Origin of the sequence: Rhizobium leguminosarum (assembly GCF_019798305.1) — a bacterium.
Taxonomy (GTDB): Bacteria; Pseudomonadota; Alphaproteobacteria; order Rhizobiales; family Rhizobiaceae; genus Rhizobium; species Rhizobium leguminosarum_U.
This window is the reverse complement of sequence record NZ_JAAXDD010000024.1, coordinates 47,721-66,294: the sequence shown is the minus strand read 5'-3', so window position 1 is coordinate 66,294 and position 18,574 is coordinate 47,721. Positions and strand designations below refer to the sequence as shown.

Genomic DNA, 18,574 nt, shown 5'->3' with positions numbered 1-18,574 from the left:
AGAGCGGCCCTCGCCGCACTGGCCAGACGGATCATATGTTCGGTATTCCCGATGGCAGCCAGGGCAATGGTTATCAGAAGCGTGGCCGCAAGCCTGGCCGGCGGACGGACTTCATGAATGATCCGGAGGTCATCGCAAAAAGGCAGAAGGCGCTGGCACGAATGGAGGCAGCAGAATAAATGGGGCACTCATAATCTCAAAGCTAAAGCCGAAGTGCTGCTCCTCACCCGCCCCCGCTCCTCCCTTGCAACCCGGCCAGCCGGTCGGATCGGCGGCTAATCCGAAGCGCAAGTGTCGCGTTTCTAAATGGCTGACAGCGTCGCGCATCTAATCAGCTTTGACATGACATCGCATGAAGCCGGGTGGGTTGAAGGATGAAGTTCGATTTGCACGTTAAACCAATGGGTTATCGTTCACATGGAAAACGCACGGATATTCTAGTTGACGCCGAGAAACTGCTTCAGCTCCGCAGTCTGAGGATTGGCGAAGACTTCCTCCGGCAGGCCTATTTCGTGAACGCGGCCCTGGTGCATGAAGACGACGCGGCTGCAGACATCGCGGGCGAACTTCATCTCGTGGGTTACCATCAGGAGCGTCATTCCCTCGGCCGCAAGCTCGCGCACGACGGCCAGAACTTCGGCGACCAGTTCCGGATCGAGCGCCGAGGTGATTTCGTCGCAAAGAAGTGCAGTCGGCTGCATGGCCAGTGCACGGGCGATAGCGACACGCTGCTGCTGGCCACCCGAGAGCTCGTCCGGATAGGCGTCGAACCTGTGGCCCAGCCCTACCCGCTCCAGCATCTTGCGGGCGGTGGCCTCGGCTTCGGCCTTCGGCGTCTTCTTGACCACCGTCTGCGACAGCATGACGTTGCCGCCGACGGTCAGGTGCGGGAACAGGTTGAACTGCTGAAAGATCATGCCGACCTTGAGACGCAGTGCCTTCAGATGGACTTCGTCATCGAGGAGCTGCGCGCCGGCCACGGAGATGGAGCCGTCAGTGATGGTCTCCAGGCCGTTGATGCAGCGAAGCAGGGTCGATTTGCCCGAACCGCTCTTGCCGATGATGGCGATGACTTCGCCGGCCTCCACATCGAGATTGATGCCTTTCAGCACCTCGGTGGTGCCAAAGCTCTTGCGGACTTCAGTGATTTCGATGAGCGACATTGAGCTTCCTTTCCAGGATCTGGCTGCTTTTCGACAAAGGCCAGCAAAGGGCGAAGTAGATGAGGGCGACGAGCCCGTAGACGGTGAAGGGCTGGAAGGTGGCATTGGTGACCACGGTGCCGGCTTTCGACAACTCGACGAAACCAATGATCGAGGTCAGCGCCGTTCCCTTGACGATTTGAACGGAGAAGCCGACCGTGGGCGGTATGGCGACCCTCAGCGCCTGCGGGAGGATGACATAGCGCATCTGCTGCAACCGGCCCATGCCGAGGCTGGCGGAGGCTTCCCATTGACCCTTCGCGACCGCTTCGACGCAGCCTCGCCATATTTCGGCGAGAAAGGCGGCACTCCACAGGGTGAGCGCCAATCCCGCAGCAAGCCAGGCCGGCACGTCTATCCCGAAGAGGCCGAGACCGAAAAATGCGATGAAGAGCTGCATCAGCAGCGGCGTGCCCTGGAAGAGCTCGATGTAATATTTCGCGAGTGCCTTGAATGCCTTGCGCTTGCTGATGCGCAGGAACAGCAGCCCCAGTCCGACCGCGCCGCCGCCGATGAACGAAACGAGCGAAAGCAGGATCGTCCAGCGGGCGGCGAGCAGCAGGTTGCGCAGGATGTCCCAGAGTGTGAACTCGATCATCGCGCTGCTCTCCTCGGGAAAATGAACCCGCCGACTACGCCCAGCAGCTGCCGGAGCAGGATCGCCAGCACAAGATAGATGGCTGTCGAAACGATGTAGGCCTCGAAGGCGCGGAAGGTTCGCGATTGTATGAAGTTCGCGGCAAAGGTCAGATCCTCGGCGGCGATCTGCGAGACGACCGATGAGCCGAGCATGACGATGACCACTTGCGACGACAGCGCCGGCCAGATGCGCTGCAGGGATGGCACGAGAACGACATGCCGGAAGGTTTCGAAGCGCGTCATGGCAAGGCTCTCGCCTGCCTCGAACTGGCCCTTCGGGGTTGCCTGGATGCCCGCGCGGATAATCTCGCAGCTATAGGCGCCGAGGTTGACGACCATCGCGAGGTTGGCGGCCGTCAGTTCGGAAAGCTGGAGGCCGAGCGACGGCAGGCCGAAGAAGATGAAAAAGAGCTGGATCAGGAACGGCGTGTTGCGGATCAGTTCGACATAGGTCGCAACGACAGGCTTCAGCCAGGCCGGGCCGAGTGCACGCACCCAGGCACAGAAGATGCCGAGCGATATGCCGAGCACGCCGCCGATCGCGATAAGCTCCAGGGTGACCAATATGCCCTTGATGATCTCAGGATAATATTCAAGCAGCCAGCCGAATTCGAAATGGTAACTCAAGGAATTGTCCCCTCTTGTGGCGACGGAGCGTCATGTCATCCCGCGCGGGCGCGGGATGACATCCGTGAGACCGGTCCTTAGAGATCCGACGGCAGATCGGCGCCGAGCCACTTCTGCGATATGGCGTTCAGCGCGCCATCGGTTTTTGCGGCGGCGATAATGCCGTTCACCTTCTCCAGAAGAGCTGCCTGTTCCTTGTTGAGACCGATGTAGCAGGGCGAGTTCTTGATGAGGAACTTCATCTCAGGGCGCTTGGGAGGATTTTTGGCGAGGATCGCAGCGGCCACGACGTTGCCGGTGGCGATGGTGTCGACCTGGCCGGACAGGAAGGCCGAGATAGTGCCATTATTGTCCTCGTAACGCTTGATCGTCGCGTCGGCCGGCGCGATCTTCGTCAGCTCGAGATCCTCCACGGCGCCGCGCGTGACACCGATGCTCTTGCCGGCGAGGTCCTCCACCTTGACAATCGAAACATCGGCCGGCGCGAATACGCCGTTGAAGAACGGTGCGTAAGCGGTGGTGAAATCGATCACCTTTTCCCGCTCCGCATTCTTGCCGAGGCTGGATATCACCAGATCGACTTTGTTCGTCTGCAGATAGGGGACGCGGTTGGCGCTGGTGACCGGCACGAGTTAGGTCTTGACGCCCAGCTTTTCGGCAATGAGATTGGCCACGTCGATATCATAGCCCATCGGCGCCATATCGGTACCGACGCTGCCGAAGGGCGGGAAATCCTGCGGGACGGCGACACGCAGCGTACCGCGCGCCGTGATGTCGGCGAGAGCATCGGCGTAAGATGCGGAGCCGAAGCCGAAGGTTGCAGCCAGGGTCGCGATTGCGAAGAAGACTCGTCTTGTCAGCATGGTTTAATTGCTCCTTTGAAGTTGTGGTTCTTTGGGTCTGACAGTTGGGAGACCGAGGGCACGGTCTTGGGAGGAAGTGACAGGGAACTGCGCAGTTCCGAGAGCGGATCAGGGCGGGTGGTGAGGTCGAGGCCCATTTCCACTTCGTCCAGATGTTCGATAGAGAGCTCGGCAGCTCTGGCGAAATCGCCCGCTTGCATGGCCTCAAAGATCCGGCAATGCCCGTCATGGGACTGTGCGGCATGAAATTCAGACTGATAGAGCATCGAGATGAGGATCGTCCTCGCGGTGAGATCGCGGAGGATATCGACGATGATGGCGTTACCGCTCAATTCTGCGATGCGGATGTGGAAATCGCCCATCAAATAGGTCAGGCGCTGGCGGTCGCCCGCAGCCATTGCGCTTTTTTCCTCGTTCAAATGCGTGTCGAGCGCTTCACGTCCCTCGCCTGTCAGCACGCGCATGCTGCGCAGCAACCCGGCTTCGATGACACGCCGTGCCTCATAGACTGCGGTCGCCTCTTCAGCGGACGGCTCGACAACAAACCAGCCTCGTCTCGGACTAACATGCACGATGCCGCGTGTTTCCAGGCGCATCATGGCTTCGCGGACACGGGTTCGGGACACGCTGAAGAGCGCCGCCAGCTGGTTTTCGCTGAGACGCGTCCCAGGCCGAATTTTAGCTGAAAGAATCCCGGAAACGATCGTCTCCTCGATGGTCTTCTGCGTGGTCTCAGATGTCTGGCTATCTTGCATACAAGACAGGAAAGCAAAGCTCGTGCCAAAATCCTGCGTTCAGGATTTCCAAGACGTCTCGGATCCCTCCCCCTGGAATTTGCACGCTGGGAATGCAGACTGAGCGCAAATTGAGCGAGTCCGCAATTCCTTGCAAACTCCTCAGCGTCGGCCGCCCAAAGCCGACAAAGCCCTTCCCCATCGAAAAGTTGCTTGCGGCTAGACCCGTTCGGCTTATATAGTCATGATAGTCACTATAGTCAGGATATAACGAATGCAGCCATCACGACCACAGGATAAAACTTGGACCGTCGCCAGTGCGAAGGCCAAGCTGTCTGAGGTTATCGAACGCGCGCAAGCAACGCCGCAAACGATCATGCGCAATGGTAAACCAAGCGTCGTCGTCGTTTCGGCCGAGGAATGGCAGCGGAAGACAGCGCGCAAGGGCACCCTTGCAGAGTTTCTGATGCAATCGCCGCTGCGTGGCGCCGATCTGGACCTCGAACGGCAGCGCGACGAACCGCGAGATCTCCAGCTGTGAGACTTCTGCTGGACACCAATGTGCTTTCCGAGGTGACAAGGCCGCGTCCCGATGCACATGTCCTACAATGGCTGGACGGTCTCGACGAGGATCGCTCATTCATCAGCACCGTATCAATCGCGGAGATCCGGCGTGGTGTTGCGTTGATGGGAAGCGGTCGGAAGCGCGACGCGCTGGCCGAATGGCTCGCCCAGGACCTGCCGCAGCGCTTCGAGCAGCGAGTCATTCCTGTGGACCAGCCGGTTGCGATAGCCTGGGGCGACTTGATGGGGCTCGCAAAGCGAAGCGGACGCGGCTTGTCGTCAATGGACGGCCTGATTGCCGCCACCGCGATTGCTCACGATCTCATCCTCGCCACTCGCAATATAAAGGATTTCGAGGGCTTTGGGATCGAGCTTGTCGATCCTTGGACCGAGCGCCCGTGACGATCCGCACAGCCGACCGTCACGGGATCTTTCTTTAAGTTTTTGTTTGTGCAAATCGTTATCCCAAAACCGCTGCCCACTTTTGGGCGATATGCATTAGTTGAAACTCGAGGTTTTGAGGAATTCCGCCAGCCGCTCGGTCTTCGGATGCACGAACATGTGCTTCGGATCGCCCTCGTCGCAGATGACGCCCTGGTTCATGAAGATGACCCGTGAGGAAACGTCGTAGGCAAAGCGCATTTCGTGCGTGACGAGCAGCATGGTCATGCCGTCGGCGGCAAGCCCCTTGATCACCTGGAGGACTTCGCCCACCAGTTCCGGGTCAAGCGCGGAGGTCACTTCGTCGAACAGCATCAATCTCGGCGACATGGCGATGGCGCGGGCGATCGCGACGCGCTGCTGCTGACCGCCGGAAAGCTGCCCGGGATAATGGTTCGAGCGGGCGGAAAGGCCAACGCGATCGAGCCATTTTTCAGCGATGGCGCGGGCATCCGGCTTCGCCATTTTCTTCACCTTGACAAGGCCGAGCATGACGTTTTCAGCGGCACTCATATGAGGGAAGAGATTGAACTGCTGAAACGCCATGCCGGTCAGCGCGCGCTGGCGCGCAATCTCCTTCTCGCTCTTGCGGCGCCGCGTCGCGCCTTCGGCGCGGTAGCCAATCTCCTCGCCATCGAGGCTGATCGTGCCGCCCTGGAACTCTTCGAGCATGTTGATGCAGCGCAGCAAGGTAGTCTTTCCGGAACCGGACGAGCCGATGATGGAAATGACTTCGCCTTCCTCAACGGCACAATCAACGCCCTTGAGGACTTCGTGGATGCCGTAAGTCTTGCGCAGACCTTGGATGTCGAGAATGGTCTTGGCCATCGGGGGAACTCCTCAGGACGGCAGGGCGGTCTTGCGCTCGACATATTTGCCGAAGTGCTCGATGCCGTAGTTGATGATGAAATAGAGACCACCGGCCAGGAAATAGAACTGGAGGCTCATGAAATTGCGGGAGATGATCTCCTGCGTGCGCAGGAGAAGCTCGGCGACGCCGATGACGGAGAGCAGCGTCGAGGCCTTCACCATCTCGGCCGCCGTATTCACCCAGGCCGGCAGGCACTGGCGCATGGCCTGCGGCCACAGCACCGAGGTGAAGGTCTGGGTAAAGGTCAGGCCGATCGCCTTGGCTGCTTCGGTCTGCCCCTTCGGGATCGCCTGAAGCGCCCCGCGCACGATTTCGCCGACATGGGAGGAGCAGAAGATGGCAAGGGCGAGCACACCGGCAGAGAACGGCCCGAGATCGAGGCCTACGGCAGCGGAGACATAGTAGCTCGCCAGCACCAGCACGAGCACCGGCGTGCCACGGATGATATCCGTATAGGCGCGCACGGCCAGACGCAAAACAGTGCCGCCATAGACGAGCGCCAAACCGACGAAAACGCCGAGAACGGAACCGGCGAGGATGGCCAGCAGCGAGATCGACACGGTCATGCCGATGCCGTTCATGATGACGTAGCGGGCGATCCAGAGTTGTTCGAGAAAAGTGTGGGACATCAGGGCTTATCTCGGCAAGGCCAGACGACGCTCGACGAAGCGCATCACGGCGGCGATGAGGAAACAGGTCGCGACATAGAGCGCTGACGTGACCATCCAGGTTTCTATGACGCGGAAGCTCTCGACATTGATCTTGCGGGCCGCGAAGGTCAGTTCCGGCACCGCGATGGCGGCGGCGAGCGAGGTGTCCTTGAAGAGCGAAATGATCGTAGAAGACAGCGACGGCAGCACGTTGCGCAGCATCAGCGGAGCGATGATGGAGCTGCGGATCTGCATCCCCGTCAGGCCGATAGCAAGACCCGCTTCCGTCAGCCCTCTCGGAATCGACAACAGCCCGGCGCGGAACACCTCGGCCAGATAGGCGCCGGAATAAAGGGACAGAACCAGGACGAAGCTTTTTATCTTGTCGAGGCGGAAGCCCATCTGCGGTAGCGCGAAAAAGGCGAAAAGCACCAGAACGAGAATTGGCAGGTTGCGAATGACAGTGACATAGACACGCGCCGGCACGATCGCAATGCGGCTTTTCGACGTCAGCGCGAAGGCCACGACAAGGCCGATCGCGGCGCCGATCATGATCGAGATCACGGCAAGGCCGAGGCTGAGCGCGAGCCCGCTCAAAAGAAAATCGAAATTGCGCCAGACGGCAGCGAAATTCAACGTGTAACCCATACGGGCCGCCCTTTCAGACCAGAGCATGATGCCGAAAAGTATGAGCGGTTTTCGGCACCATGCTCTCACTCTTTAAATGCAGAGCGGGAAACATGCCCCGCTCCGCATGGCTGTTACTTGAACTCGACCGGGAAGCCGATCTGCGGCGGCGTCAGATCTTTGCCGAACCAGGTCTTGAAGGACTTGGCGTAAAAGTCGAATTCAACGCCGGTCATGGCTTCGTGCAGGGCGGTGTTGACGAAGTTCAGCCAATCCTGATCGCCGCGCTTGACGGCGCAGGCGTAGGTCTGCGGGTTCCAGCCGTAGCCGGCATCTTTATAGCGGCCCGGGTTCTGCGTCATGTACCAGGCGAGCGACGACTGGTCCGTGGCGACTGCATCGGCGCGTCCCGATTCCAGCGCCTGATAGATCAGGTCGACGGAATCGTATTGGTCGACGGTCGCCTCCGGCAAGGCCGCATGCACCATCGCCTCGGCATAGACGTTCTGGAGAACCGAGATGGTGACGGAGGAGCCGGCCGCCTTGAGGGCGGCGTAATCGGCATGTTTTCCGTCCGCCTTGAGCATCAAGCCTACACCCTCGCGATAATAAGGAATGGTGAAGGCAACCTGCTGGGCGCGCTCGCCGGTAACGGTCATGAACTGGCAGGTGATGTCGACTTTGTCGGTGGTGATGTTCGGGATGCGGGCGTCGGAGGACTGGTTCACATACTCGATCTTCTCAGGATCGCCGAAGAGCGCCTTGGCGATGATGTGGCCCATGTCGACGTCGAATCCCTGAAGCTTGTCGTCGGCGCTTTTGAAGTGCCAAGGCGCATTGGTGCTGCCCGTGCCGAGAACTAGATGGCCGCGGGCCAGCACTTCATCGAGCTTGCTGCCTTCGGCCAGCGCAGGCGTGGACAACAGAGCGGCGACGGCCAGCGACATCACGCCGGTGCGAAAGGAAATGGTCATGGCGTTCCCCTTATGGATGGTTCCCATTGTTCCAGTATAATGGACGCATGTCTGTTTTACTGGAACAATGTTATGAAGTGCCATCAAGGATGAATTGTCAATGGGTCATGCTGAAAAAACGCGCAGTGGCGCGCGTGGCGATTTTTTTGGCAGTGCAGGATGTATAGGCAGATTCGACAAACATGCTGTGATGTTTTCCGACGATCGCCCTCAACTCGTAACCAAGCGCCCTGCAGAAGCTTTCGTTTGCGTTGAGGATATCGCCCGATAAATCAAACTCGATCATGGCTTGCGAATTCGACAAAGCCGCAAGAACCGCGACAGCATCTGCACCACGATCAAGAATACTCACGCGCGACGCGCGCTTCCGACGTGACATCGTTGGGATCGAGCCCCTTCGCCTCGAGCACGAAGGAACCAGACGATCGTCGGCCAGGAATTCGCTGGCCGTGGTCGTCGCCATCCGGTCGCGAAAAAGGCAAATTTCTTCGTCCGCCGCGTCGGTCGCTTCCGTCAACTCGTCGCCTTCGAGATATCGGATCTTGTCCCGCGTGCAAGGTTGCATAGTCGTCGACGACGGACTCCGACATGGGCTGCAGCGAAACGGTCACGTCACCATTGCTGTCGAAGTTGATGGCTTCGGCGACTAACCGGTCATCATCGAGGCCGTTGAAATAGCTCCGAGTCCGAGTATCGCTTTCCAGGATTTTTCGAATGCGCTTTAGGCGGCGCCGACGCCTGCGGCAAAGATGGCAATGCAGCGGCGAAGATGGGCAAACAGTTGAGCCCGATCGGGCCAGGCCCGCGCGCGCCCTTCCGGCGGACCCATGCCGCCGAGGATCATATCCATCAGCATCCGGGCTCCGCTCGCCGTATCGTCCAGCGTCAATCTGCCTTCCGACCGGCGTTCGCTCAGCCAGTCGGCGAGATGCTGGCGGCTGGCAAGCATGCCTTCGCGCTGCAGGATTTCGACAAGTTCCGGAAATTGCGCCGCTTCGCGAAAGACGAGCTGCAGGAAGCTGGTGCGATCGGCAACCTTGTCCTCATCCATATCGATCATGAAGATACGTTCGAGGCTCGCGGCGATCGAGATATCTTCGGCAGGCCTGGGCAGATCGAGCATCAGGCGTCGATGCGCCCCGACCACGGCAGCAAACAACTCTTCCTTGCTCTGAAACAGCTTGTAGAGCGTCTGCTTCGAAACGCCCGCCTCGGAGGCGACGATCGCGGTCGTGCTTCCGGCATAACCGTATTTGACGAAAACGCGGCCGGCGACTTCAACGATATGCGCCCGCTTGTCCTCGTCGCTGGAAACTTTCGGCCGGCCCCGCTTGCGCGGCTCAGCCGCAGGCTCGTCGACAATATCCATGATGGTCTAGACCACTCTGCCGAAACGCGTAGCGACGACCTGAGAACGTAGACTACGATTTCTGAGGGATAGTGTTCTCGGTTGTGGCATTAGTGATTTCGATTTAAAGAACTAATCAGTTCTGCAATGCGCGTTGCGTCCCCACCTCCCTAGCGATGGAGCGCTTATGACGACCATTTCTGCTGCAACATCAGTCTCTTCCTATTCCTATAGCAAGCGCCCGACATCCGCGTCCCAGAACATCTTATCCTCTAATACGGTTTCGTCGGCAAAAGCAACCAAAAGCGGGCAGCTCGACGGAGACACGTCGAGCAGCGCCGATCCGATATGACGTTGGTATCGAGAAAGATCAAAGTTCGATGCCTTGTTTGCCCGCCTGTCCTCTTTGATAACTGATTCAAGGTCGATATCCGTGCCGCTTTGCTGCAGAAGACGAGCATAGAAGGTCGTGGCTGCCTCGCGGCCGGCTTCCCGTATTTCATGCGATTCGAGAGCCCCGTCAACGATGTCAGCTATTGAGCGATTTTCGCGCCGGGCAAAGCCGATGCGCAAGATCGCGTGCCTTCGCACTGCACGGAAAGTTGAGGTTCAGCCATGTCGGTCTCCTCTCACCTGTATATAGCATCAGTCAGCCATCAACATGGCAACTGATGGCTTGATACCACAAGTATTCAGGGGCCTGATTTTGTTCCGATGTCTAAAAGAATTAACCATATTTCAGTGGTCTTACGAAATAATGCCATACGTAGATCAGGCATCTCGAAGCAGAGAGGCCGAAAGTTATTTGGAGACAGTCTTGGCACTTACCATTGCTCGTAGTCTAGTGGCGTTTGGTGTCGCCGTTTCAGCCGGCCTTTTCATGTCGATCGGTTTGCAGCAATCGGCGCTCGAACGGCTGAAAGTCAACGGGCCGGTTTATGAGCAGGTCGTCTACGGCAAAGATTTGATTGCCGATATTCTGCCGCCGCCGCTGTTTGTGGTCGAATCCTACATGCTGTCCTTCGAGGCAAGCAAATTTCCCGAACTCACAGAAACCAATCTTGCCAAGATCGCAAATCTCAAGGCCGCATACGACGACCGCCGCGCCTATTGGAAAACCACCCGGCTGCCGCAAGCTTTGAAGGACGAGCTTGAAAACGATGTCATCGGCAAGGGCGATACATTCTGGGGGGTGATGAACCGTGAGATCATCCCGGCCCTGAATGCCAAGGATGAAGACAAGGCGCATGGCGCGATCGAGCAGCTGCGCGTCGCCTTTCATTCGCATCAGGACGCGGTCGAGAAACTCGTTGCCAATTCCGACGCTTTCCTGAAGGGCGAGGAGCGCAATGCGGCCTCGGAGATCGTGACCTGGACGGTCTATGCCGGTGCTGCGGGCCTCGGATCCTTCGGGCTATTGCTGGTAGGGCTCTATCTCCTGCGACGCCGGGCGATCGTGCCGCTTGATGGCATGAAGGCCTATATGGGCAATCTTGCCGAAGGCGATTTTTCGACTGACGTTCCCTATGCCAACCGGTCCGACGAGATCGGCGCCATGTCCAAGGCGGTCGCGGTATTCCGCCGCAACGCGCTTGAGCGGCAGGACGCACAGAAGCGTGAGACCGCACTTCGCGATGCGGAATTCGAGCGCGAACGCAGCCAGCTGGCCGAAAGGGCCGCCGAGGAGCAGATCCGCGAAACGGTGATCAATCGGCTGACATACGGACTGGAACAACTGTCGACCGGCAATCTCGATTGCCGGATCAACACGCCGTTCGCCGCCGCCTACGAGACTTTGCGTGCGAAGTTCAACGGCAGTATGGACGCGCTTTGCGCCTCGATGGCCGAGATTGCCCAGACCTCCAAGCAAGTGGGTAGTTCCTCGGCCGGCATCACCGATGCAGCCGACAGCCTTGCCTCACGCACGGAACAGCAGGCCGCCATGCTCGAAGAGGCAACAGCCGCGCTCGATGAGATGAATGCCAAGGCGAAGGACGCCTCCGCTCATGCCGGCAAGGCAACCAGCATGATGGCCGAGACGCGCACTAGCGCCGAACATTCGGCCGCCGTCGTTCGCGAAGCCATCGCCGCCATGGAAAGGATCGAAGGCTCGTCCTCCCAGATCGGCGATATCGTCAATGTCATCGATGAAATCGCCTTCCAGACCAATCTTCTGGCGCTCAATGCCGGGGTTGAAGCCGCCCGTGCCGGCGAAGCAGGCAAGGGTTTCGCCGTCGTGGCGCAGGAAGTGCGCGAACTCGCCTTGCGCTCGGCCAACGCCGCCAAGGAGATCAGAGCACTGATTTCCACCTCCTCGTCTCAGGTCTCCACCGGGGTGCAGCTTGTCAATCGCACCGGCAAGGCGCTGCTGGAAATCGAAGGCCAGGTCGAGCAGGTTGCCGGCCTGATCGCCCGTATCGTTTCGGTGTCATCCGAGCAGGCGGTGGCGATCGGCGAGATCAACGCCTCCGTCAACGCCCTCGATCAGGTGACGCAACGCAACGCGGCCATGGCCGTCGAAACTGCCTCGGCCTGCCGGGCGCTCGGCAGCCAAACGCAGACGCTGGAAGGGGTGGTAAACCGCTTTCAGATCGACGCGGGAGCCAGCACCTCAAGACCGCAAAAAGCGGCTTGAGGTGTGGTCGTCGAAACTCGTTCTGTTCTAGCCGTCAACAATCGCCACGACGGCAACGCAATCGCCTGATTTGACCAGCCCCGGGAAATGCCGGGCACAGAGAATGCCGTTCATGCCGGCGCGGATCTCGCGGGGGCCTACCCCGGTCCGCCCGATCGGATAGATGCGAGCGATGACGGCATCGTCACTGACGGCTTCACCGAGATCGATGACAGGTTCGATCAGCCCACCCTCTTCCGCGAAGGAGAAGCAGCGGTCGCCCGGCATATCGAGCCAGGTGGTCGGACCGGGATCGACGGCACCCTCGACGATCCCGGCGTGGCGCAGCACGTTCATGGTGCCGCGCTTGGCAATCGCCGCACTTTTGGCCGTGGCGGTGCCGCCGCCGCCGAGTTCCGTGGTGATGAAGATCTTGCCCATCTCCTCGGCCGCGGTGTCATACATGCCGACCGCATCGATCTCCAGCATCTTCATCGAATAGGGAGCGGCAAAGGCCGTCACGAATTCGAAAGCTTTTTCCTCCTGCTGTTTGTTCGGCAGGACGTGGGCGGCGCAGAACGGCAGAAAATCGAGCGTCTTGCCGCCGGAATGGAAGTCGAGGACGAGATCCGCCATCGGCAGAAGCACACGGCTGAAATAGTCGGCGATCTTCTCGGTCACCGTGCCCTCCGGCCGGCCCGGGAAGCTGCGGTTCATGTTGCCCCTGTCGATCGGCGAGGTTCTGGTTCCCGCTTGGAATGCCGGATAATTCATGGCCGGCACGATGATGACAGTGCCGTTCACCTCTTCGGCCTTCAGCGTGCGGGCAAGATCGAAGAGCGCGATCGGTCCTTCATACTCGTCGCCGTGATTGCCGCCGGTCAGAAGAGCTGTTGGCCCCTTGCCGTTCCTGATGACGGTTATCGGCACCATCACCGATCCCCAGGCGGAATCGTCGCGACTGTAAGGCAGGCGCAGGAAGCCGTGCTGGACGCCCTCAGCGGCGAAATTGACCGTCGCGCTGATCGGCGACGGCCGCAAGCCAATCTCTGTCATGACAGCCTCAATCCTTGACCATCAGTCTACGCGGCACGTTCGCCAAGCACTCGACACCGCTTTCGGTGATGAGGATGCTCTCGGTCGTCTCGAAGCCCATGTCGTCGAGCCAGAGGCCGGTCATGAAATGGAAGGTCATACCGGGCTTCAGCTCCGTCCTGTCGCCGGGACGCAGGCTCATGGTGCGCTCGCCCCAGTCCGGCGGATAGGAAAGCCCGATCGGGTAACCCGTGCGGTTGTCCTTGACGATGCCGTATTTCTTCAGCACCGCGAAGAAGGCGTTGGCGATATCCTCGCAGGTATTGCCGGGTCTGGCGACCGCAAGACCGGCCTCCATGCCCTCCAGCGTCGCCTTTTCGGCATCGAGAAAGGCCTGTGTCGGCTTGCCGAGGAAGACGGTGCGCGACAATGGCAAGTGATAGCGGTTGTAGCAGCCGGCAATCTCGAAGAAGGTGCCCTCGCCTTTCTTCATCGGCCGGTCGTCCCAGGTCAGGTGCGGCGCGGATGCTTCGACGCCGGACGGCAGCAGCGGCACGATCGCCGGATAATCGCCGCCGATGCCGTCGACGCCACGGGTGCCGGCATCATAGATTTCCGCGACCAGATCACACTTGCGCATACCGACCTCGATCTTGTCGAAGATGCGGGCGTGCATCGCCTCGACGATACGCGCGGCATTGCGCATGTAGCCGATCTCGGTCTCGCTCTTGACGGCTCGCTGCCAGTTGACGAGGGCGGTCGCGTCGACGAAACGCGCATTCGGCAAGTGCTTCTGCAGCGCCGCAAAGGCCGCCGCCGAAAACCAGTAATTGTCCATTTCGACGCCGATCGTCAGCTTGCCGAAGCCACGCTCGATCAGGATGCCCGAAAGGTAGTCCATCGGGTGGCGCTCGGTCGACTGCACGTAGTGATCGGGATAACCGACGATGTTGTCGTGCTTCAGATAGGCGGTGAACTTGGCGCCATTTGCATCCTGACCGCGGCCGAACCAGATCGGCTCGCCCTGCGGCGGCACGATCACCGCCTGGTGCACGTAGAAGGACCAGCCGTCATAGCCGGTCAGCCAGGCCATGTTCGACGGGTCGCTGATAACAAGCAGGTCTACGCCCTTCGTCTCCATGGCACGCCGTGTCTTTTCCAGCCGCACGGCATATTCGCCGAGCGAGAATTTGAGGTTGGGCTGGGTCATGTTTCTTCCCTTCTTTTCCGGCACCGCGCCGGTCAGCTTTCGAACGTGGTCCCGGCATTCGCCGCGCCGGCGCGGGCAAAGGCGAGCGTGGCGATGGCGGTGTCCTGGATGCCGGTCCCGGTCAGGTCCGCAATGGTGATCTGGTCGTTGCGCATCCGCCCCGGCGTCCGGCCGGCGACGATCTGGCCGAGCTCGGCAAAGACCGCATCGCTTGCGACCAGGCCGGCGTCGATTGCGTGATGCAACTCGCCGAGGCGCCGCGTCTGCTTCAAGCTGTCGGCGACGTAGAGGCCGGCACCCGCGATGGCGGCCGGATCGATCTCGTTCTTGTGCTCAGCATCCGAGCCCATGGCCGTCAGATGCTGTCCGGGTTCCAGCCATCCGGCCTCGATGATCGGCGTTTCCGACGGCGTGGTGGTGACGATGAGATCAGCGCCGGTCACCGCACCTCTGGCGTCCGCTATCGCGGTGACGGGAAAGCCGAGCTTTGCGGCCAATTCCGCTGCCACGCCCTGCGCCTTTGCGGCATCGCGCGCCCATATCCTCGCCTCGCGGATCGGCCGGACCAGCGTCAGTGCTTCGAGCTGCAGCCGCGCCTGCATGCCCGCACCGAAGATCGCGGCCACGGACGCATTTTCCCGCGACAGATGTTTTGCCGCCACAGCGCCGGCTGCTGCGGTGCGCACGTCGGTGAGATAGCCGTTGTCCAGCAGCAGCGCCTGCACCAGTCCGGTCCGGCTCGACAGCAGCACCATCATGCCGTTGGTGCTTGGCAGGCCGATCTTCGGATTGTCGAAGAAACCGGGGCTGATCTTGATTGCGAAGCCCTCGATGCCGGGCACGTAGGCCGTCTTCACATCGACTTCGCCCCGATATTCCGGAATGTCGAGCCGCAGGATCGGCGGCATGGCGACGGATTTGGTCGCAAGCGCTGCGAAAGCGGCCTCGACGCAATCAACCGCATCGCGATCAAGCGCGATGACTTTCCTCAGTTCTGCTTCCGTCAGAATGATCATCCGGCTCATGGTCCCTCCTCGCCGTAGAGCGGCTGTGTCCCGTTGATCACCCGAAGGTGCTGCTCCATGTCGACGTTCGCCCCGGACAAGATCGCGACGATGGGACCGCCGCCCCTGATTTTTCTGGCAAGCAGCGCTGCGATGCCGACCGCGCCCGCGCCTTCGACGATCTGGCGTTCGCAGGCATAGGCATGGCGCATGCCGGCGGCGATTTCCGCCTCGGTCAGCAGGATGACCTCGTCGAGAAGGTCGCGGCACATGGCAAAGGTCACGCGATTGTCGAGGCCGATGCCGCCGCCGAGCGAGTCGGCAAGGCTCGGCACTTCCTCCACCTGCACCGGGCGGCCGGCATCGAGGCTCGCCTTCATTGCGGCACCCTTCTCCATCGTCAGGCCGATCACTTTGGTCGTCGAACTGATGCCTTTGACTGCGGCGGCAACGCCGGCCGCAAGGCCGCCGCCCGAGAGCGGCACCAGTACGGTTGCCGCCTCCGGCAAGGTGTCGATGATTTCGAGTCCTAGTGTTCCCTGCCCGGCCACGACATCAGGATCATCGAAGGGCGGGACCATCACCAGCCCCTCCTCACGAACCAGCCGATCGACCTCCTGCTGCGCCTCGTCCTGCGATACGCCGACGATGCGGACATCGGCACCGAGGCGACGGATTTCCAAAACCTTGTTCTCCGGCACCAGCCGCGACATGCAGATGGTCGCGACGGCACCTTCCGCCTTTGCAGCAAAGGCAAGCGCCCGGCCGTGATTTCCGGTCGAGGCCGCGACGACGCCACGCGAGCGCTCTGCCGGCGACAAGGAGAGCACTGCATTGGTCGCGCCGCGCAGCTTGAAGCTGCCGGTCGTCTGATGATGTTCGAGCTTGAGATGGACAAGCACGCCGGCCAATTCGCCGAGGGAAAAGGACTGCACCATCGGTGTGCCGAGCACGCGGCCGGCAATCCGGCGCGCCGCCGCACGGATATCCTCCAGCGAAACGGGCAAGGTGCTCACCATGATCTCAGCCTTCCCGGTAGGGCTTGGTCATCAATTGACCGAGTTCGGGCCGCGCCCGATCGTCGCCGCAAAGCCTCAGGCAAGCCCAGGCGGTCGCGAGGTTGCTGGTGACCACCGGCTTGCCGATTTCAGCCTCGATCCGGGCCGCGACCTCTGCTGCCCGCACCGCCGTACAGGAGATAAACAGCGCGTCCGACCGCGGCGCCAGCGCCTGGCGCGCGAAGGCAAGGATCTCGTCCGGTGCGATCCGCGCCATCTCGCGATCATCGGTCAGGCCGAGACAGGTGAAGCGGTCGATCGCAAAGCCGAGCTCCGCGAAATAATCCGCCATCGGCCGGCTGGTCTCGATCGTATAGGGCGTCAGCACCGAAATCCGTCTGGCGCCCAGCGCCTTCAGGCCGGTCACGGCGGCAGCCGTCGGCGTCACGACGGGAACGCCGGGCTTGGCCGCATGGATCGCCGCCTCGATGTTCCGGTCGCCGATCACCACCGAAGCGGAGGTGCAGGAATAGACGATGGCATCGAGCGCCTCGTCCGGCAGGATCAATGCCGCGCCTTCCGTCAGCGCCGGCTGCATCTTCAGGAGATTTTCCGGCGTGACCGGATTGGCATAATGGATGCGGCTGACGTAGACGCCGAGGCGATCGCCGGCGACCATGCGCTGGAAGTCGACTTCCGTCGTGTGGTCCGTCGCGAGGAGGATGAGGCCGATGCGCTTTTCCAGCGGCCGATCTTCCAGCCGCGGCAGCCGGCCGGCAGCGATGATCTCGATCTCTACTGTCATGGTCAGTCGTCCATCCTGGCGTAGCGTTCCTCGAGCCAGCGTAATCCCACGACCGAGATCAGGCTGATGACGAGGAAGAAGACGCCGACCAGCGTCATCGGCTCGATGTAGCGGTAGTTGCTGTTGGCGATGCTCTTTGCCTGGTTCATGAGTTCGAGCACGGTGATCGCCGAAAGCAGCGGCGTTTCCTTGAACATGGCGATGAAATAATTGGCGAGCGCCGGGATCATCGGCGGGATCGCCTGCGGCAGGATCACGTGGATCCAGGCCTGGCGCGTCGACAGATTGGTGGCCTTGGCTGCCTCCCATTGTCCGCGCGGCACGTTCTCGATGCCGGCGCGATAGACCTCGGCGGTATAGGTCGCATAGTGAATGCCCATGCCGATGACGCCTGCGACCAGCGGCGCCAGCCGGATGCCGATATCCGGCAGCACGTAGAAGATGAAGTAGAGCTGCACCAGCAATGGGGTGCCGCGGATGAATTCCGAGACGAAAGCGACCGTCCTGGAAATGCCGGCGACCGGTGATCGCCGTGCAATGGCGAGCCCCAGGCCGACGATCATGGCGACGGCAGCGCCGAGGATGGTCGCGAGAAGAGTGATTTTGAACCCTTCGAGAAGGGTCGGCATGATCTGCCAGACGAAGTCCCAATCCCATTCCATCTGATCAGGTCCTTATGCCGTCGAGGCTGCGCGCCATCCGCCGCTCCAGCCAGCGCATCGTCGCGGAGATCGCCGAGGCCATGAGAAAATAGAGGATGAGGATCGTCGCGAAGGGCACCAGAGTATTGCCGGTCTGCGCCCGCACCACCTGCGCCTGGAACGTCATATCCGTCAGCGAAATCAGCGACACGACAGCCGTGCCCTTCAGGAGTTCGATCGCATTGTTGCAGAAGGTCGGCAGCATCAGCGGCAGCGCCTGCGGCAGGATGACGTGGCGCATGCGCTGGTATCGCGAAAGGTTGAGCGCGATGCAGGCTTCCGACTGTTCGCGCCCGACGGCCTTGACGGCGCCGCGCACCACCTCCGCCGCATAAGCGCCGACATTCAGCCCGAGCGCCAGCACGCCCGCCTGCAGCGGCGTCAGGGTCAAGCCCGCAAAAGGCAGTACAAAATAGACCCAGAAGAGCTGGACGAAGATCGAAGTGCCGCGGAAGAATTCGATATAGGCCGTCGCCAGAGCGCGCACGGCGAAGAAGCGCGACAACCGGCCGAGTCCCGCCAGGAAGGCCATCACCAGCGCCAGCGCAGACCCCATGATCGTCAATTCGAGCGTCACCAAGGCGCCCTCAAGGATCAGCGTCAGATAGCCGGACCATACCGACATCGGCAACTCGCTTCCTAGGGCATGTCGCGCAAAAGGGTGCAG

20 protein-coding genes and 5 pseudogenes are annotated in these 18,574 nt (G+C 60.7%); 5 read left to right on the top strand and 20 right to left on the bottom strand.

The annotated features are described in order from the left end of the window. Positions 1 to 179 (top strand): annotated as a pseudogene (locus HFO99_RS30945) (ISNCY family transposase); the annotation flags it as partial. Between the two features lie 258 nt (positions 180 to 437). Here the strand turns inward: HFO99_RS30945 and HFO99_RS30940 are convergent. From HFO99_RS30940 to HFO99_RS30920, 5 genes and pseudogenes are all read right to left on the bottom strand, one after another. Then, complete coding sequence (locus HFO99_RS30940) at positions 438 to 1,163, bottom strand: amino acid ABC transporter ATP-binding protein (RefSeq protein ID WP_130746160.1); 726 nt, start codon at positions 1,161 to 1,163, stop codon at positions 438 to 440. Further along, positions 1,141 to 1,800 (bottom strand): amino acid ABC transporter permease, encoded by a 660-nt coding sequence (locus tag HFO99_RS30935; RefSeq protein ID WP_179039215.1) that lies wholly within the window; start codon positions 1,798 to 1,800, stop codon positions 1,141 to 1,143. Before HFO99_RS30935 ends, HFO99_RS30940 begins: the two co-directional genes overlap by 23 nt. Continuing rightward, a complete protein-coding gene (locus tag HFO99_RS30930) occupies positions 1,797 to 2,468 on the bottom strand; it encodes an amino acid ABC transporter permease (protein ID WP_222365500.1) in 672 nt (223 codons plus the stop codon). Before HFO99_RS30930 ends, HFO99_RS30935 begins: the two co-directional genes overlap by 4 nt. A gap of 77 nt (positions 2,469 to 2,545) precedes the next feature. After that, positions 2,546 to 3,331, bottom strand: a pseudogene (locus HFO99_RS30925) (transporter substrate-binding domain-containing protein). Beyond that, positions 3,325 to 4,086, bottom strand: coding sequence for a GntR family transcriptional regulator (locus HFO99_RS30920; RefSeq protein WP_222307244.1), 762 nt, complete (start codon positions 4,084 to 4,086; stop codon positions 3,325 to 3,327). The pseudogene HFO99_RS30925 and the gene HFO99_RS30920 overlap by 7 nt, the downstream one beginning before the upstream one ends. 253 nt (positions 4,087 to 4,339) lie before the next feature. Here HFO99_RS30920 and HFO99_RS30915 point away from each other — a divergent pair, with 253 nt between their 5' ends. Together HFO99_RS30915 and HFO99_RS30910 are read left to right on the top strand one after the other, a co-directional pair. Further along, positions 4,340 to 4,606, top strand: a complete 267-nt coding sequence (locus HFO99_RS30915) for a type II toxin-antitoxin system Phd/YefM family antitoxin (protein ID WP_222365499.1) — start codon at positions 4,340 to 4,342, stop codon at positions 4,604 to 4,606. Next, positions 4,603 to 5,031, top strand: coding sequence for a type II toxin-antitoxin system VapC family toxin (locus HFO99_RS30910; protein ID WP_222365498.1), 429 nt, complete (start codon positions 4,603 to 4,605; stop codon positions 5,029 to 5,031). The genes HFO99_RS30915 and HFO99_RS30910 overlap by 4 nt, the downstream gene beginning before the upstream one ends. Positions 5,032 to 5,127: 96 nt before the next feature. On the opposite strand, the gene HFO99_RS30905 is transcribed toward HFO99_RS30910, so the two are convergent. The 7 genes and pseudogenes from HFO99_RS30905 to HFO99_RS30875 all read right to left on the bottom strand — a co-directional run bounded on the left by HFO99_RS30905 (position 5,128) and on the right by HFO99_RS30875 (position 9,561). Further along, positions 5,128 to 5,898 carry an amino acid ABC transporter ATP-binding protein gene (locus HFO99_RS30905; protein WP_222365497.1) on the bottom strand — a complete coding sequence of 257 codons (771 nt, stop codon included), beginning with the start codon at positions 5,896 to 5,898 and terminating at the stop codon, positions 5,128 to 5,130. Between the two features lie 12 nt (positions 5,899 to 5,910). Next, the gene (locus HFO99_RS30900; protein ID WP_222365495.1) at positions 5,911 to 6,570 is read right to left on the bottom strand and encodes an amino acid ABC transporter permease; all 660 of its coding nucleotides are present in this window, start codon (positions 6,568 to 6,570) and stop codon (positions 5,911 to 5,913) included. A gap of 6 nt (positions 6,571 to 6,576) precedes the next feature. Next, positions 6,577 to 7,239, bottom strand: a complete 663-nt coding sequence (locus HFO99_RS30895) for an amino acid ABC transporter permease (protein WP_222365493.1) — start codon at positions 7,237 to 7,239, stop codon at positions 6,577 to 6,579. A gap of 113 nt (positions 7,240 to 7,352) precedes the next feature. Continuing rightward, complete coding sequence (locus HFO99_RS30890) at positions 7,353 to 8,192, bottom strand: transporter substrate-binding domain-containing protein (protein ID WP_222365491.1); 840 nt, start codon at positions 8,190 to 8,192, stop codon at positions 7,353 to 7,355. A 97-nt stretch (positions 8,193 to 8,289) separates the two neighbouring features. Further along, the gene (locus HFO99_RS30885; RefSeq protein ID WP_261323415.1) at positions 8,290 to 8,571 is read right to left on the bottom strand and encodes a PAS domain-containing protein; all 282 of its coding nucleotides are present in this window, start codon (positions 8,569 to 8,571) and stop codon (positions 8,290 to 8,292) included. Next, positions 8,558 to 8,908: pseudogene (locus tag HFO99_RS33850) on the bottom strand (flagellar protein); the annotation flags it as partial. The pseudogene HFO99_RS33850 and the gene HFO99_RS30885, both read right to left, overlap by 14 nt. Before the next feature lie 5 nt (positions 8,909 to 8,913). Further along, on the bottom strand, positions 8,914 to 9,561 hold the full coding sequence (locus HFO99_RS30875; protein WP_222365490.1) for a TetR/AcrR family transcriptional regulator: 648 nt from the start codon (positions 9,559 to 9,561) through the stop codon (positions 8,914 to 8,916). A gap of 166 nt (positions 9,562 to 9,727) precedes the next feature. Here HFO99_RS30875 and HFO99_RS33705 point away from each other — a divergent pair. Beyond that, positions 9,728 to 9,889 (top strand): annotated as a pseudogene (locus HFO99_RS33705) (EF-hand domain-containing protein); the annotation flags it as partial. A 35-nt stretch (positions 9,890 to 9,924) separates the two neighbouring features. Here the strand turns inward: HFO99_RS33705 and HFO99_RS30870 are convergent. Next, positions 9,925 to 10,157: pseudogene (locus tag HFO99_RS30870) on the bottom strand (plasmid stabilization protein); the annotation flags it as partial. Between the two features lie 200 nt (positions 10,158 to 10,357). On the opposite strand from HFO99_RS30870, the gene HFO99_RS30865 reads away from it, so the two are divergent. Then, positions 10,358 to 12,175, top strand: a complete 1,818-nt coding sequence (locus HFO99_RS30865) for a methyl-accepting chemotaxis protein (protein ID WP_222365489.1) — start codon at positions 10,358 to 10,360, stop codon at positions 12,173 to 12,175. A gap of 27 nt (positions 12,176 to 12,202) precedes the next feature. Here the strand turns inward: HFO99_RS30865 and doeB are convergent, their stop codons facing one another. Genes doeB through ehuC form a run of 7 tightly spaced genes read right to left on the bottom strand, consistent with a single transcriptional unit; the run spans position 12,203 to position 18,532 of the window. Continuing rightward, complete coding sequence (gene doeB, locus HFO99_RS30860; RefSeq protein WP_222365488.1) at positions 12,203 to 13,210, bottom strand: N(2)-acetyl-L-2,4-diaminobutanoate deacetylase DoeB; 1,008 nt, start codon at positions 13,208 to 13,210, stop codon at positions 12,203 to 12,205. A gap of 7 nt (positions 13,211 to 13,217) precedes the next feature. After that, on the bottom strand, positions 13,218 to 14,399 hold the full coding sequence (gene doeA, locus HFO99_RS30855; protein WP_222365487.1) for an ectoine hydrolase DoeA: 1,182 nt from the start codon (positions 14,397 to 14,399) through the stop codon (positions 13,218 to 13,220). A 32-nt stretch (positions 14,400 to 14,431) separates the two neighbouring features. Further along, a complete protein-coding gene (eutC, locus tag HFO99_RS30850) occupies positions 14,432 to 15,424 on the bottom strand; it encodes an ectoine utilization protein EutC (RefSeq protein ID WP_222365486.1) in 993 nt (330 codons plus the stop codon). Then, on the bottom strand, positions 15,421 to 16,422 hold the full coding sequence (gene eutB, locus HFO99_RS30845; RefSeq protein ID WP_222365485.1) for a hydroxyectoine utilization dehydratase EutB: 1,002 nt from the start codon (positions 16,420 to 16,422) through the stop codon (positions 15,421 to 15,423). The genes eutC and eutB overlap by 4 nt, the downstream gene beginning before the upstream one ends. A gap of 4 nt (positions 16,423 to 16,426) precedes the next feature. Next, positions 16,427 to 17,206, bottom strand: coding sequence for an ectoine utilization protein EutA (eutA, locus tag HFO99_RS30840; protein WP_222365484.1), 780 nt, complete (start codon positions 17,204 to 17,206; stop codon positions 16,427 to 16,429). A gap of 2 nt (positions 17,207 to 17,208) precedes the next feature. Beyond that, positions 17,209 to 17,868 (bottom strand): ectoine/hydroxyectoine ABC transporter permease subunit EhuD, encoded by a 660-nt coding sequence (ehuD, locus tag HFO99_RS30835; RefSeq protein WP_003550192.1) that lies wholly within the window; start codon positions 17,866 to 17,868, stop codon positions 17,209 to 17,211. A 4-nt stretch (positions 17,869 to 17,872) separates the two neighbouring features. Beyond that, the gene (gene ehuC, locus HFO99_RS30830) at positions 17,873 to 18,532 is read right to left on the bottom strand and encodes an ectoine/hydroxyectoine ABC transporter permease subunit EhuC (RefSeq protein WP_003550191.1); all 660 of its coding nucleotides are present in this window, start codon (positions 18,530 to 18,532) and stop codon (positions 17,873 to 17,875) included. Between the last annotated feature and the right edge of the window lie 42 nt (positions 18,533 to 18,574).

Coding starts and splice junctions, on each gene's coding strand:
- HFO99_RS30940 (WP_130746160.1), bottom strand. CDS start 1,163: ATGTCGCTCATCGAAATCACTGAAGTCCGCAAGAGCTTTGGCACCACC.
- HFO99_RS30935 (WP_179039215.1), bottom strand. CDS start 1,800: ATGATCGAGTTCACACTCTGGGACATCCTGCGCAACCTGCTGCTCGCC.
- HFO99_RS30920 (WP_222307244.1), bottom strand. CDS start 4,086: ATGCAAGATAGCCAGACATCTGAGACCACGCAGAAGACCATCGAGGAG.
- HFO99_RS30915 (WP_222365499.1), top strand. CDS start 4,340: ATGCAGCCATCACGACCACAGGATAAAACTTGGACCGTCGCCAGTGCG.
- HFO99_RS30905 (WP_222365497.1), bottom strand. CDS start 5,898: ATGGCCAAGACCATTCTCGACATCCAAGGTCTGCGCAAGACTTACGGC.
- HFO99_RS30900 (WP_222365495.1), bottom strand. CDS start 6,570: ATGTCCCACACTTTTCTCGAACAACTCTGGATCGCCCGCTACGTCATC.
- HFO99_RS30895 (WP_222365493.1), bottom strand. CDS start 7,239: ATGGGTTACACGTTGAATTTCGCTGCCGTCTGGCGCAATTTCGATTTT.
- HFO99_RS30890 (WP_222365491.1), bottom strand. CDS start 8,192: ATGACCATTTCCTTTCGCACCGGCGTGATGTCGCTGGCCGTCGCCGCT.
- HFO99_RS30885 (WP_261323415.1), bottom strand. CDS start 8,571: ATGTCACGTCGGAAGCGCGCGTCGCGCGTGAGTATTCTTGATCGTGGT.
- HFO99_RS30875 (WP_222365490.1), bottom strand. CDS start 9,561: ATGGATATTGTCGACGAGCCTGCGGCTGAGCCGCGCAAGCGGGGCCGG.
- doeB (WP_222365488.1), bottom strand. CDS start 13,210: ATGACAGAGATTGGCTTGCGGCCGTCGCCGATCAGCGCGACGGTCAAT.
- doeA (WP_222365487.1), bottom strand. CDS start 14,399: ATGACCCAGCCCAACCTCAAATTCTCGCTCGGCGAATATGCCGTGCGG.
- eutC (WP_222365486.1), bottom strand. CDS start 15,424: ATGAGCCGGATGATCATTCTGACGGAAGCAGAACTGAGGAAAGTCATC.
- eutB (WP_222365485.1), bottom strand. CDS start 16,422: ATGGTGAGCACCTTGCCCGTTTCGCTGGAGGATATCCGTGCGGCGGCG.
- eutA (WP_222365484.1), bottom strand. CDS start 17,206: ATGACAGTAGAGATCGAGATCATCGCTGCCGGCCGGCTGCCGCGGCTG.
- ehuD (WP_003550192.1), bottom strand. CDS start 17,868: ATGGAATGGGATTGGGACTTCGTCTGGCAGATCATGCCGACCCTTCTC.
- ehuC (WP_003550191.1), bottom strand. CDS start 18,532: ATGTCGGTATGGTCCGGCTATCTGACGCTGATCCTTGAGGGCGCCTTG.